At 52.5% G+C, this 13,571-nt stretch carries 10 protein-coding genes, 1 tRNA gene and 2 rRNA genes (1 of these 13 running past the window's edge); all 13 read left to right on the top strand.

Annotation, left to right across the window (positions count from 1 at the left end; translation table 11 throughout):
- Nucleotides 1-870, top strand: a 23S ribosomal RNA gene (locus COL8621_RS14670); it begins 1,956 nt to the left of the window's first position.
- 83 nt (nucleotides 871-953) lie between these two features.
- Nucleotides 954-1,068: ribosomal RNA gene (gene rrf / locus COL8621_RS14665) — 5S ribosomal RNA — on the top strand.
- A 76-nt stretch (nucleotides 1,069-1,144) separates the two neighbouring features.
- Nucleotides 1,145-1,221: transfer RNA gene (locus tag COL8621_RS14660), tRNA-Met, on the top strand.
- A gap of 360 nt (nucleotides 1,222-1,581) precedes the next feature.
- Complete coding sequence (locus tag COL8621_RS14655) at nucleotides 1,582-2,016, top strand: hypothetical protein (protein WP_141137897.1); 435 nt, start codon at nucleotides 1,582-1,584, stop codon at nucleotides 2,014-2,016.
- Nucleotides 2,013-2,363: an IS66 family insertion sequence element accessory protein TnpB gene (tnpB, locus tag COL8621_RS14650; RefSeq protein WP_093968051.1), complete on the top strand. Its 351-nt coding sequence runs from the start codon at nucleotides 2,013-2,015 to the stop codon at nucleotides 2,361-2,363. Before COL8621_RS14655 ends, tnpB begins: the two co-directional genes overlap by 4 nt.
- 136 nt (nucleotides 2,364-2,499) lie before the next feature.
- On the top strand, nucleotides 2,500-2,979 hold the full coding sequence (locus COL8621_RS14645; RefSeq protein ID WP_235823890.1) for a metallophosphoesterase: 480 nt from the start codon (nucleotides 2,500-2,502) through the stop codon (nucleotides 2,977-2,979).
- Nucleotides 2,980-3,230: 251 nt separating this feature from the next.
- Nucleotides 3,231-4,562, top strand: coding sequence for an SWIM zinc finger family protein (locus tag COL8621_RS14640; protein ID WP_093968049.1), 1,332 nt, complete (start codon nucleotides 3,231-3,233; stop codon nucleotides 4,560-4,562).
- Nucleotides 4,555-7,242 carry a DUF6493 family protein gene (locus COL8621_RS14635; RefSeq protein WP_093968048.1) on the top strand — a complete coding sequence of 896 codons (2,688 nt, stop codon included), beginning with the start codon at nucleotides 4,555-4,557 and terminating at the stop codon, nucleotides 7,240-7,242. The genes COL8621_RS14640 and COL8621_RS14635 overlap by 8 nt, the downstream gene beginning before the upstream one ends.
- 449 nt (nucleotides 7,243-7,691) lie before the next feature.
- Complete coding sequence (locus COL8621_RS19445; protein ID WP_093968047.1) at nucleotides 7,692-7,946, top strand: helix-turn-helix domain-containing protein; 255 nt, start codon at nucleotides 7,692-7,694, stop codon at nucleotides 7,944-7,946.
- A gap of 189 nt (nucleotides 7,947-8,135) precedes the next feature.
- Nucleotides 8,136-9,815: an IS66 family transposase gene (gene tnpC / locus COL8621_RS14625; protein WP_093968046.1), complete on the top strand. Its 1,680-nt coding sequence runs from the start codon at nucleotides 8,136-8,138 to the stop codon at nucleotides 9,813-9,815.
- A 284-nt stretch (nucleotides 9,816-10,099) separates the two neighbouring features.
- Nucleotides 10,100-11,983: an AAA family ATPase gene (locus COL8621_RS14620; RefSeq protein ID WP_093968045.1), complete on the top strand. Its 1,884-nt coding sequence runs from the start codon at nucleotides 10,100-10,102 to the stop codon at nucleotides 11,981-11,983.
- A 122-nt stretch (nucleotides 11,984-12,105) separates the two neighbouring features.
- Entirely contained in the window at nucleotides 12,106-13,011 is a 906-nt protein-coding gene (locus tag COL8621_RS14615; RefSeq protein ID WP_093968044.1) for a hypothetical protein, read from the top strand.
- 189 nt (nucleotides 13,012-13,200) lie between these two features.
- Entirely contained in the window at nucleotides 13,201-13,569 is a 369-nt protein-coding gene (locus tag COL8621_RS14610; protein WP_141137895.1) for a hypothetical protein, read from the top strand.
- Nucleotides 13,570-13,571 lie beyond the last annotated feature (2 nt).

Genomic DNA, 13,571 nt, shown 5'->3' with positions numbered 1-13,571 from the left:
TGAATTGCCTGTCAAGATGCAGGCTTCCCGCGGTTAGACGGAAAGACCCCGTGCACCTTTACTACAGCTTCACATTGGCATTAGGCCGAACATGTGCAGGATAGGTGGTAGGCTTCGAAGCAGAAACGCCAGTTTCTGTGGAGCCTTCCTTGAGATACCACCCTTGTTCTGCTTGATGTCTAACCGCGGTCCGTTATCCGGATCCGGGACCCTGTGTGGCGGGTAGTTTGACTGGGGCGGTCGCCTCCTAAAGCGTAACGGAGGCGCGCGAAGGTTGGCTCAGAGCGGTCGGAAATCGCTCGTTGAGTGCAATGGCAGAAGCCAGCCTGACTGCGAGACTGACAAGTCGAGCAGAGTCGAAAGACGGCCATAGTGATCCGGTGGTCCCGAGTGGAAGGGCCATCGCTCAACGGATAAAAGGTACGCCGGGGATAACAGGCTGATACTGCCCAAGAGTCCATATCGACGGCAGTGTTTGGCACCTCGATGTCGGCTCATCTCATCCTGGGGCTGGAGCAGGTCCCAAGGGTACGGCTGTTCGCCGTTTAAAGAGGTACGTGAGCTGGGTTTAGAACGTCGTGAGACAGTTCGGTCCCTATCTGCCGTGGGTGTAGGATACTTGAGAGGAGTTGCCCCTAGTACGAGAGGACCGGGGTGAACGATCCACTGGTGTACCAGTTGTTCCGCCAGGAGCAGTGCTGGGTAGCTATGATCGGAAAGGATAACCGCTGAAGGCATCTAAGCGGGAAGCCCCCCTCAAAACAAGGTATCCCTGAGGACCGAGGTAGACCACCTCGTCGATAGGCCGGAGATGTAAGTGCAGCAATGCATTCAGTTGACCGGTACTAATTGTCCGATAGGCTTGATTTGATCCAGTAACAGCAAGGCTGACTGATCTGAAAGCATACACTTCATTGTGAAACTTGACTTGGTATATTGTGCTTCTTTCTCGGTTTGGTGGTCATAGCGCGAGCGAAACACCCGATCCCATCCCGAACTCGGCCGTTAAGCGCCGTCGCGCCGATGGTACTGCGTCTTAAGACGTGGGAGAGTAGGTCACCGCCAAACCTAGAAAGAAGCACAAAACGTATCTCTCAAATCGATGGCTTCACTCAAAAAAATGCGCGTGAAGCAAACAATTTGGCGCGGGATGGAGCAGCCCGGTAGCTCGTCAGGCTCATAACCTGAAGGTCGTAGGTTCAAATCCTACTCCCGCAACCAAAAATCAAAAATATAAGAACAAGAAATCAGCGCCCCTTGGGGCGATATACGCGTTTGCAGTATGGCGCGACAATCCCAAGCACAAAATCAATGAAAATCACGGCTCGGAAACAAACGCGTCGCCGGATCACGAGGAGGACGCCAACCGGACCTTCATTTGGTCATTCCCCGCCGCGATGCAGCTTCACTGAAACGAACCTTCGCCGCGAGTGCAAAGTCCTACGGTGGCCGAACTCACGGCCCGCCGGACAATGTGAGCTTTCCCTGCGGAAGCTCCGTAAGCGTTGCATCTGACCCCATAAATAGGGGCTTAGCACATTCGACTTGAGAAAATATGATGTCCAAAAGGATACAGGCATCATGAACTCTCAAACATTAGGTGCACTCTCAAGTGATCAGAAAATCGATAAAGTCTTCCATGCTTTCGGCTACTCCATCCCTGTCGGAAAAGATGGCCGCCGTCTGTGGCCCACAAAATTCAAGCGCGAAATGGCGCAGCGTATGAGATCCGGCACGCTATCAATCGGTGACGTCCAGAAGACGTGCCAGATTTCGGACAAGACCGCCTACGCTTGGCGGAAGGGGCCGAAGCAGAAGAATTCGGCAAAGCGGCAAAAGGTCCAGGAACAGGCACCAGTATTTGCTGAGATCAAGGTTCAGCATGATGTGCCAGTTGAACAAACCGAGATGTGTCACATTGTTTTCAAACGCGCCGGTTGTGAATTGTTGCTGCCATCTGATTACCCCGTCGCTGGCTTGGTTGGCCTCATCCGTGCATTCGAAAGCAGATCATGATTTCTCCAGCGGGCAACTTCAAATTCTACGTGGCCAGCAAGCCGGTCGACTTCCGAAAGGGGATGGATGGCTTGGCGGCCATTGTTCAGAATGAATTTGATCTCGACCCCTTCAGCGGTGCCATATTTATCTTCCGCTCGAAACGAGCAGACCGGCTCAAACTTATTGTGTGGGACGGCACTGGCCTCGTGATGACTTACAAGCGGATCGAAGGCAAAGGCTTTGAGTGGCCTCGTATTCAGGACGGCATGATCAACATGAACAAATCCCAGTTTGAGGCCTTATTCGAGGGCCTCGACTGGAAGCGAGTTACCGCCCGAGATATGCGCCGCCCCGTGGCGGTTTAGAACAGAAGATGCTGAGGCTGGACAAAACATTAAGAGTTGGAAGTGCAAGATGACGAATTGGTATACGGCGGACACCCATTTTGGGCATGAGAACGTCATTCGGTTTTGCGACCGTCCTTTCAGATCAGCGTCTCATATGGACGGCATCCTGCTCGAAAACATGTGGAAGGTTGTGAAGCCGGAGGACGATCTGTGGATTATTGGAGATTTTGCATTTGGCGCACCAGCCAAGGATGCGGCTTACCTACAACAAGTATTTGGCCAGCTGCCCAGAGCGCGTAAACACTTGATCGTTGGCAATCACGATGGCGATCTTACCCAATCGTTGGATTGGACGTCGGTTTCTTTGATGGCCGAAGTGCCCGATGGGCCAAAGAAGCAGCGAAATACGCTTTGTCACTACCCAATGATCACATGGAACCATGCAAGACGTGAAGCTCTCCAGTTGTTTGGGCACGTACACAACAACTGGCGCGGTTCGCGAAATTCCGTCAATGTCGGCGTCGATGTTTGGGATTTCATGCCGGTAACATACGATGATATCGCACGGCGGGCACGAAAATTACCAATCAACAAGCATTGGTCAGACGTCGAGCATCGCAAGGAACTCAACTAATTCCCGAGATTCGGCGCGATCGGTGCTAACCGCGACAATGCGGGACAAAGTGAGCTTTCGCTGCCCGGATCATCAACGGCTGAAAGGACAGCACTTCGGACGCAGCGAAGAACAATGCGCCACCAATTGATGGTTGAATTGGGGCAGACCCAGACGCTCAGATCTTTTTGCGAAGGAAGACAATTGATTAGGGCAGTGCTATCGATGTCTCAACAAAGATAAAATAAGCCATGGTAATTCTGAGTACTTGAATGATTGAACAAATTTACAGGTATGACCGCGACTCGGAGTTGCGCTCCACCTCACAGGGACAGGCGTTAACGCTAGCCAGCGACCAGAACGTTCAAGCGGCGTCGACATTCTTGAAAGCTCGGGCACTCTTTCCAAACGTGACTGCAAAATCGCTCCGTGCGGTTTCCGAGATCGTAGGATCGAGGTTTTATGTACCACCATCAATGCTGGCCAAGATTCTTCGCGAAGCGGATCCCGTCGCGACGGTTGGAACGGGCGCGGTTCGGTTCGAGGGGTTCTCGGCCTGTTGCAGCGCATATATCCGGCTGGATCTGGACAACAGCGCCCTGGAAACCGAAGCGCGCAGCAAAGGAACGACGAATGTTGATTTCGGCCCCGAATTGAGAGGTGCGCTATCCACGGTCTCGCGCGATACCGAAATGGAGATCAGCATCGGCTCAAACTCGGTCGAGGTTGTCACCGACGGCACCGCCTATATCGAAAAGAAAGTGCCGCTGCCTTTGCGATGGGTCAAAGGATTTGCCGAGGTGCAGGTGGCGATGGCCGGAATGAGGCCCGCTTTCAGCCTGCCCAAGATCGGTGCGCAACGGTTTTTACGCGGGCTGCCCCGAGGGAAAAATGACCAACGGATCTGGGTTGCCGCGAATGGCCCCATGGCGCGGGTGACTGCCCGCGAGGCGCGTGGGGCCGTTCCTTTACGAGGGTGCCACCGGCTGCGTGTTTTTGAGCCTTTGGTCACGCTAGCTGATAGTCTCGACGTGCAACACAATCCGGCAACCGGCGCGACGAGCTGGGCGTTGAATTTCGGCACCCAACGGCTGTGGCTTGTTTTGAACGCAGAACCGTGGCGAGGGTTTTCGGGCGACGGCGGATTGCTCAGCCGAATGGCAAGCTCAGTCGACACCGGAATGGCAGCGGTTGCAGCGCAGTTGAACTGGCAAGACAGTATCGAACCGGCAGCGATTTCCAAGACAACTGACCTTTCGATTGAGTCCGTTGACGTTGCTTTGGCCAAGCTCGCCGCTGGAGGCCGGTTGGGGTTCGACTTGAAGCAGCAGACCTATTTCCACCGCGACCTTCCGTTTGACATGAGCAAGACTGAAGGTTTGAACCCGCGCCTGAAGTCGGCAAAGAAATTGGTCGATGCAGGAGCTGTACGTTGGACTGATGAAGTGGCCGAAGTGTCGTCAGACGATGTGATCCACAAAGTCGCACCTGATGAAGCTAGCTGGCGATGCACGTGCCCTTGGTTTGCCAAGAATGGAAACCAACGCGGACCGTGCAAACACATCCTTGCAGCTGAGATGGAATTGGACCGGCAAAATGACTGAGCAGGAATTTCTGAAGTTCATTTCTTCAAACAGCGCCAAAAAGGTGTTGGACTGGTTAGCCAAGATACCGGCGAAGGAACGACGGGCCTATGCCAAACCAACAATGGCCTTGTTCAAGAAACTGGATCGGTACTGGAACGCTGGTGCCGATATATCCCAGCCCAAAGTTAAGGATGGTGAAGCCATCTCAGTCGCGGTCCTTGCGACCTCATCTCAATCCGAACTGACCAAGCTGTCGTTTTTCCCCATGCCTGAGAAAATCCCGATTGAGGACATCATCCGCAAGTTGGACCCCGATTGGGTACAAGGCGTCGTAGAGCATTTCATTGAAGATCGTACTTTCTATATCAACCGTTTCCAAGAGCTGTGGAAGACAGGCCTGTGCAAGCGCCCCGAAAGCGATGCGATCATTCTTGGCTACTACTCTCATTGGTCTGGAACGCGGACAGAAGACAGCAAGTCAGCGTTGTTGGATGGTGATGTTTGGCGGTTCTTCGAGGTCGAGGGCGGCGGTGAAGATAGCCTTGCCAACCACGACAAGTTTCTGAAACGCGGCCAAGAAAGCTGGGCGGATCGGATCAAACGATATGCCGACGAAGGTTTGTTGGACCGCCAGCGTTTGTTGGATGCGTCGCTGGACGCGTTGGATCGAGATTTCGCCCAATACCGCGCCGGATGGTATTCGCGGTTTCATGTGTTGATGGCGCCGGTTGCCGGCGAAATGGCGATGCGGTCTGACCGGTATTTGCGATTGCTGTCATCCTCAATCCCTCCGACGGTTTCGTTTGCTTTGAAGCATGTACAGAAGTTGGAAAAATCGGGGGCCATCGCCGCGGAAGAGCTGTTAGCAGCGTTGGAACCTGCGCTGCAAGCGCGTGTTAAGGGTACCGTGACGGGGGCACTCAAGCTGTTGCTGAGCGCTGCGAAACGGAAACCTGAGTTGAAGCAGGAAGCCGCAGCGAAGATGGTTTTGGCGCTGATTTTCGAAGATGCGGGCGTGCAAGCAAAAGCGCTGGACGCAATCGAGACTCTGGGGGCTGAAAGCGTCTCGGATGAGTTGGCCAACTATGTCGATCTTGTTGCCCCCTCAGTCCGATCACGCATCGCAGAAATGGCGGGTGTTGCGTTTGGGACCGCACCTGATACCGCCCTCGACTTTGTTCCGAATGAGGCTCAGCCGATCGCGGCAGTAACATCCCCTGATGAGGCACTTGCATTGTTTCTGACCGTGCTGGAAGAGCCGCGCGATCCGTTTGAAGTCGAACGCGCAATAGATGGTATTTCGCGCTTCGGGGCCGCGCTTCGACTGGATGACAAGACTTTGTCGCCGCTTCGCAAGCGCGCAAAGCAGGTGTGCAAGTCGTCTGGCGACAGCGATATTCGCTATGTCCTTGCTTTGAGCGGACGGGCGATGGCCGAGAGCGTGCCGCTTGCGGCGATACTTGCGGAAGAAAGCGATGGGCAAAAGAACTTCAGGTTTGTTTCGGAGCTTAGCCTACAAGAACATCATCTTGCCCGAAATGCTGGTGTGATCGAACGGGTCGGAGATGGGGCTTCCCTTCCGTTGCTGGCTCTGCCAAGCGAAACCTCGGGCTTGGTTCACGTTGCCGATCTGCTGGCGCGGATAGAGTGCTATCGCGAACAGGGCATCAAGCCCGAGCCCCATGACCTTGCAATGGCATTGATGAGGCTTGCTCCGGAGGGGCGCGACGTCGGGAACCTTTCCCTTGCAACCGAGGCAGATCGGGCCATTGCCTACGCCCTGGGACAAGACGTCAAGGTCGGCCCCGCGCCTGAGCTGTGGGGCGCCGCATGGCGCGCGCGTATTCCAGAACAGGCCGACAAAGCTATCACCAAACTGTTCAAGAAGCCGCTCAAACTGAAGCAAGATTCCGTACCAGAATGCGGCACGCCTGCCACCATGGAATTGCAGGTCGAGCGCAAGGAAACGGAGGATGGTAGTTGGCATTGGCTTGTGGTTGAGGTTCCGGTAACGCCCGCGAACACGATGAAGTCTCGCGCCTTGCCCGCTCTCTTTTGTCTTCCCGACCAAGGCTACCAATACGCGACGTGCTGCGGATACACATTTTCCGACATCGCATGGGCCTCGCTAACTCGACCGGCGGATCCGGAACCGTTTTTTCGGGTTGCGTTGATCGGTTTGGATACATGGCAAAAACTTTCCGACAATCCCACAAGGGCTTATCTGGAACCGTTCTTTCGACCTGGTCCGTCGGTGGGCCCTCTGGGGGCGGCTGTGCTAGCGTGCTATGTGGCCTGTGAGGACAAATCCGTTTCCTCGCTTGCAATCGAGGCGGCCGCTGTGCTCTCGGCTGAAGGGCGACTGACAGCCCGGGTCTTTGTGCCCGAGCTGAAAAAGGTCTTGATGTCGAATTCATTGCCGACCAGCCGCTGGACAAAGGCCTTGAAAGGCGTCGCCGATTTGGGTGCCAGTCGTTTTGCCATAGAGACGATCTTGGGCCTTTTGGACTTCGCGCCAGAAGAAACCCCAAGGGATATCGGCGGCATGCTGGAGCTTTGCTTCGAGCTTCACGTTGCGCAAAATGCCCAACTTGCCAACGAACGCGCGATTGCTTGTCTGCGATCCATTCCAGGAGGCGGGAAAACGACGCGGTTCTCAAAGAAACTATTGTCCTTGGCGAAGCAAGATCAAGTTTGAGAACGAAGTAGTTTCGTTGAAACTGCGCTCGCCAACGTGGATTGGGCAGAAAGGCCGAATTCTCAAGTTTTGCCACCACGCGACGCCAGTCTAGCCAAAGTCGGCTTCCAGCAAAGTCGCCTCCATTGGTACAAATTGCAGCATCATTCACTTTGGGCTCGTTTGAGACATTCGCCGCTCGGCGCATGAATGGCAGCTCTCGCAAAATGGACAAGCTACTTTAAGTCAAATCCGCCTGACGAACACTGCAGCTGTCGTAAAGTTAAGTTTTTCGTAGGCCGCCTTATGTCAATTGTTGTTTCTACAATTGACATAGATTGCATGGCGGTCTAATACATCACCTAGGTTAGATAATCGCGATAGCGATCCCTTTTTTGTGTCGATTCTGAAAATTGTTGCCGTGTCGACAATAATATGCGACTCATTTGTTGTAAGCAACTTTTGGAGTCATGTTATTGCCTTCCACCGATGTTCAGATTAATCGCGAGAAACACGCTAAAATCAAGTATTTACTGGATTTGGCAGGCTCATCATTTTCTGATCTAGCGTCGAGCCTCGCGCTTTCTCCTTCTACAATCAGCTCTGTATCATTGGGGCGAAGTCGTTCTCGGCGCGTCGAAAAAGCAATTTCTGAACGCATAGGTGTGCCCGAATCCGAACTGTGGCCAGAACGAATGGCAGATAAATCGGAGGACGCCGCATGACCTGATCTCAAAAACTCAGGGCACGGAATGAATGAGGCCCCTCGGATGTGAAGATCCTCGAGGCCTCGGAAAATCGCTTGAACCACGATCTCTTTCCCTTTCATCCCATCCCAATCATCAAAAATCAAGCCAAAACACGCCCGGTTCGCTGGGCGTGACCAAGATCGCTGCATTTCAGCGAACAACGGGATGAACAAAGATATGCAAGAAATACAATCTGCCTGCGCGAAGCTCGCCGGGCACCCAGAAAGCGATGTGTCAAAGCTGGCACTCCTTATTGCGAACGCCGATCTGAGGCGTGATCTCGAACATGACAACGAGATCGTCGCGAAAGACGCCAAGTTGTCGACCGCGAAGGTGAAGCTAAAGGTCATGAAAGCCGATAACAGGCTTTTGAGGGCGCAGCTTAACAAGAGCCAAGACATGCAGTTTGGGCAATCCAGCGAGAAAATTCCAAAGAAACGGAAAAAGAAGAAAGGGGATGATGATGATACCGGCATAGGTGGTACTTCACCGGACGGCGGCAACCCAAACGCTGGAGGCGATGAAGCGAAGCCTGAAACTGGCAAACCAAAACCGCGTGGCATGTTGGGTCGACAGGCAATTACTATTCCCGCGAACATTCCACGTGACAAGGCGACGATATCGCCACCCAACGGTTCTATCTGTCAGTGTGGCTGTGGCATGGTTCAGATTGGCGAACAGACTATTGAACGCTTAACATACGTACCGGCGCAGTTGCGGGTCATTGAAGAACGATACCCCAAATACGTCTGTCGAGATTGCGACAAGATTGTTCAGGCACCGGTTCCCAAGCGCGCATTTGAGCAGACTCGCTTTGACGATCATCTGATCGCGGGCCTCGCTGTCAGCAAGTTTGCTGACTACATGCCCAATTATCGGCAAGAGCAGATATTCAAGCGTTCTGGGGTCCAGCTCCACCGATCTACCATGGGGCGCCTTATGGATCAGGCCGTCGATGCGTTGCTACCGCTCTATGACGTTTTGAATGATGACCTGAAGTCCAGCTCCAAGCTGCTGATGGACGAGACGACGTTGGCACAGCTGATGCCCGGCACAGGTAAAACCAAAACCTGTTTCGTTTGGGCCCTATGTCGTGACGACCGTCGCTGGAAAGGGAACGCACATCCCGGTGTCGCCTTTCATTTCAAGCAGTCTCGCAAAGGCGAACATGCTGAAGAGATCCTTGACGGGTTCAAAGGAACTCTCCAGGTCGATGGATATGCAGGTTACAACCGCCTCACCAGCGATAGCAGTGACGGCGGGCCGATAAACTTGGCATATTGCTGGGCACATGTTAGACGCAAGTTCCTTGACGTGCACAAAGCCACCAAGTCAGACAAAGCACATCAGGTGTTCATGCTGATCAACGACATCTACGCCATCGAGCATGACTTGAAAGGGCAGCCCGCAGATGTTCGCCGAGCCGTCAGACAGGTAGAGAGTGCGCCGTTGGTCACGCAGTTGCAGCTACTTATGCTGCGGTTGTCTGGAGAGATTTCGATGAAGTCCACTTTGGGGCTCGCCATCAGCTATACCATGAAGTTGTGGGATGGTTTGACGGTGTTTCTGTCAGACGGGCGTGTCGAGATGGACAATAACGCCGTTGAGAACACCATTCGCCCAATAGCACTACTGCGTAAAAATGCGCTCTTTGCGGGGTCTGAAATCGGTGGGCGCAACTGGGCGGTCATGGCCAGTCTCATCGGTACATGCCGATTGAATGGCGTCGAGCCCTATGCGTACCTCACTTGGGTATTCGAGCAGATGGCCGAGGGGCATCCGCGTTCGCGGTACGAACAATTGCTACCTTGGTATTGCCCGAACGGTAAGTTCGGCATCGAATAGTCGGGGCCATCAAATGGTACTTGCGAGCTGTCCGGCGGTCGCCGGGCGGCTAAAAGGCGTGTCCGCAGGAAGGGTGCGGAAAGCAGTCATCCGCTGCAGATGCGCATGTTGCTTCTCGCTAAGCAAAAGCAGTCACTGACCTCAAACCTCGGACGCAGAAGCAAGAGCAATCCTAGATTTGGTGCTGCAGAGGTCTAACTCGCTGAGGACTATTTCGTTCTCTAACCCTAGTGCTATGGTGGATACCAAGCGTCACTACTCAATTTGAGGTTTAGATTCACAAAATGAAGTTGAAGCAATTCCGCATTACCAATTTCCGTTCGGTCAACGATAGCGGCTGGCTTGACGTTTCCGATGTAACCGCTTTGATTGGTGAAAATGAAGCTGGTAAGACGAACCTGTTGCTTCCGCTTTGGAAATTCAACCCAACAGCAGCGGGAGAGATAAGTCTGCTCGATGATATGCCGCGCAGCCGATATGCGGAAATGCGTGATAAACCTGAATCCCATCGCTTTGTGTTTTGCCAGTTCGAATTGACTGCAGCAGAAATCAAAATTGCGAATGATTATGGTGTAGAGGTCAAGGAAGGCTCGACAGTAATTGCTCGCCGGAACTTCAACGGAGGATACGGGTTCGAGTTTCCCGAATTTTCAGATGTAGAGTTCACTCATACTTACAACCCCGCGCTTTTAAAGCCCGCTGAAGTGGAAGGTGAAGAACCTGACAAGGGCCCAAATCTTTGGAGTATTTTCTTCAATCGCCTTCCGAAGTTTGTATACTATTCAAATTATGGGAATTTGGATGATCAGATCTATTTGCCTCATGTTGTCGCTAACATGGCGCGTGATGATCTGGGACAGCGCGAAGCTGCCAAAGCTCGTACCCTTAAAGTTCTGTTTGACTTAGTAAACCTTAGCGCAGAAGAAATGTTGGAGCTTGCGCGGTCGACCGGGGTCGTTGAGCGAGTAAACCAGCAAGGTCAGAAAGTTGGAGACGTCACCACTAAGACAGACGACGAGATCCAAGAGGACGACAAACAACTGCGTGAGCGCTTGGCACTGTTGCAAGCAGCATCATCAAAGCTAACCAAGAATTTTTCAGATTGGTGGAAGCAGGGTGACTACAAGTTCAGACTAGTGGCTGACGGGAATTACTTCCGTATATTGGTCGCTGATGGACTTCGTTTAGATGAAATAGAGCTTGAGAATAGGAGTGCGGGCCTCCAATGGTTCCTAAGTTTCTTCTTGGTTTTCACCTATGAAAGTGAAGATGCTCATGAAGAGGCAATCGTTTTATTGGACGAGCCGGGACATTCGTTGCATCCGCTCGCGCAACGAGATCTGACCGCATTCTTCAACAGCCTCGCGAAAACCAACCAACTGATATTTACGACTCACTCGCCGTTTATGATTGATGCTGATCGATTGGATCGCGTCCGAAAGGTATTTGTAGGGGAGGACGGCAGCACTGAGGCGTCGAGCGACCTTGGTCTCACAAAAGGCGCGAAAGGGTTAAAGGACAGGGGTGCCACCTACGCTGTTCATTCTGCTTTAAACTTGACTGTAGCAGAAAGTTTGCTGCTAGGCTGCAAGCCAATTATCGTTGAAGGCCCCTCCGATCAGCATTATCTGACCGCGATCAAAACTATCTTGATTGGTAAAGGGAAGATCGCTCCAAAATCTGAACTGGTCTTCCCGCCGTCGGGAGGAGCCAAGACTGCAAAGCTAATAGCGTCGATCCTATCTGGGCGGGACGATGAACTTCCGATAGTGCTTTTGGATAGTGACGTTGCCGGAAAACAGGCAATTAAGTCTTTGCGCGGTGACCTTTACGCAGAAGTAAATGAGCGTGTTCTAGAAACCGACGACGTGTTTGCTGATCTTGTGGGGACGGAGATAGAAGACCTCATCCCGTCAAGCCTTATGATTCAGGTTCTTGACCGTATGGAGCGGCGCGCGGAACAGGATTTCGACGATGTCCATGATCCGAAGAAACCAATAATTCCTCAAATAAAGCATTGGGCCGCGAGTGAAGGCTTTGAATTGGAGCACGGTTGGAAAGTAAAGTTGGCTTTAGGCGTCAAGGAGAAATTACTTTCTAACTCAGACCGGTACGTTGAAGATGAAGATATTGTTCGATGGAAAGCTCTTTTCGACAAGCTTCTTTGACTTGAGTAACGTCACCATCTCGACACCCGAAATCCCGCAAATGCGAGCTGCGAAAACAACGGCTTACGCTCAAGCCGAACGGCAGCGAGTAGCCTCGAACGACACATGAAAGGAAGCATTTGATGGTGGACTTCTCTAGAGCGAGGTCGGCTCATCAAACAGCCTACCTGCTTCGCCATGCTGAGTTGAACAACCATATCAAAATCGCAACTGCAGCCTTAGACTTCCTAAGTTCGTTTTCAACAGACGACGCAACTGTAGGGAACAAAATGTCGCAACTCATTGTGGATGCTGGTGAACGCTGGACACGCACAACTTTCGTCGATCCTCGAGCTGAATTGAACTCAACTCGAAGGCAGATTTCGGAAATGGCGATTGTACGCGCTTACTCATCGTTCAACGTTTTCACTGACGAAATCGAAGGTTCGTACAATGACCTGAAAACTTCATCTGAAAAACTGGGTGAGAACCTTGTTGAACGAATTTATTCTAGGTTCAACTGGAACATTGAGAATATTGCTTATCTGTTGCCGGTATTGAACTTCTACGAAGTTGCACGACATTGTATTGCCCATCAAATGGGCGCGCCAAACAAGCAGGTATCGGAACTTCTGTCAGACGATAAATTTCTGTCAGCAATTGAAGATTGGCCGACAGTCATTAAGGGTCGCAAGCTGTCGCCACCTCCGGAGATTTCAGACGGATACATACTACTTGCTCCGCACCATCCCATTACTTACTCAGACGTTTGTCTGCGAGTTGTTCGGGACATTGACTGTCAGCTCTTCGATTCACTGGGTCTAGGATACTTTTCCAAGCGCATCGGAGATCGCGATATTTTAGGTCGACCACCCAGTTTTGATCCGAAACAACGGGATGCCTACGCTTACATCAAGCACAGATTGGGCACCGAGTATGGAATATCCAATTTAACCGTTTCTGAAATTCGACAAAGTCTAGGCCAAGAAGAAACCGCCAAACGCTATTATCACAAGTATAAAGAAATAAGACTTCATTGCGGATACTAGCATCACTTGAAGTATACCGAATTCAACAGACCGCTGAATGCCTGCTAGGGTGAAGCCGCAGCGCAGAAACCACAGATGCGATCAAAGCCCGCCTAGGGCCGAAAACAGCCCAATTTTGTTCTTCATATTGGCCGTAAGGCCAATATAGCGCCCATAGTTGCCAGCGGAAGACCTATTCCGAGGGGTCAGATGCAACGCTTACGAAGCTCCGGCAACCGCTTTCGAACGGGAGGTCAAAAACAGTTGTTTTCGCCTGTGAAAGCAACGTGTGAGTTTTGGCCGGTTGCCGCGGTTTGTGGTCTGCTGTTGCTGCTCTCGCCCAACATGGGTGAAATCGGGTTGGTCTGGCACCACAGGGCCTTCCTGTTACTGCTGCTTGTCTTCAGCACCAGCACTTGGGGGCTTTACCCGGTGCTTTTCGTCTTCCGGCTCCTGCCGCGCGTGCTGTCGGTTTGGGGGCTGATCGGCGGCCTCATGCCGGCGGTCTCCGTCCTGCTCATCTTCCGCGGCGTAGACATGTCGGCGCTGCCGACTAAGAGGTTTAGAGGCGCTGAATGAGA

It is taken from the genome of Actibacterium lipolyticum, from assembly GCF_900184935.1.
Lineage (GTDB): Bacteria > Pseudomonadota > Alphaproteobacteria > Rhodobacterales > Rhodobacteraceae > Actibacterium_A > Actibacterium_A lipolyticum.
The sequence above is the reverse complement of the archived record's forward strand: the minus strand, read 5'-3'. Positions and strand labels throughout refer to the sequence as shown.

Coding starts and splice junctions, on each gene's coding strand:
- COL8621_RS14655 (WP_141137897.1), top strand. CDS start 1,582: ATGAACTCTCAAACATTAGGTGCACTCTCAAGTGATCAGAAAATCGAT.
- tnpB (WP_093968051.1), top strand. CDS start 2,013: ATGATTTCTCCAGCGGGCAACTTCAAATTCTACGTGGCCAGCAAGCCG.
- COL8621_RS14645 (WP_235823890.1), top strand. CDS start 2,500: ATGGACGGCATCCTGCTCGAAAACATGTGGAAGGTTGTGAAGCCGGAG.
- COL8621_RS14640 (WP_093968049.1), top strand. CDS start 3,231: ATGATTGAACAAATTTACAGGTATGACCGCGACTCGGAGTTGCGCTCC.
- COL8621_RS14635 (WP_093968048.1), top strand. CDS start 4,555: ATGACTGAGCAGGAATTTCTGAAGTTCATTTCTTCAAACAGCGCCAAA.
- COL8621_RS19445 (WP_093968047.1), top strand. CDS start 7,692: ATGTTATTGCCTTCCACCGATGTTCAGATTAATCGCGAGAAACACGCT.
- tnpC (WP_093968046.1), top strand. CDS start 8,136: ATGAACAAAGATATGCAAGAAATACAATCTGCCTGCGCGAAGCTCGCC.
- COL8621_RS14620 (WP_093968045.1), top strand. CDS start 10,100: ATGAAGTTGAAGCAATTCCGCATTACCAATTTCCGTTCGGTCAACGAT.
- COL8621_RS14615 (WP_093968044.1), top strand. CDS start 12,106: ATGGTGGACTTCTCTAGAGCGAGGTCGGCTCATCAAACAGCCTACCTG.
- COL8621_RS14610 (WP_141137895.1), top strand. CDS start 13,201: ATGCAACGCTTACGAAGCTCCGGCAACCGCTTTCGAACGGGAGGTCAA.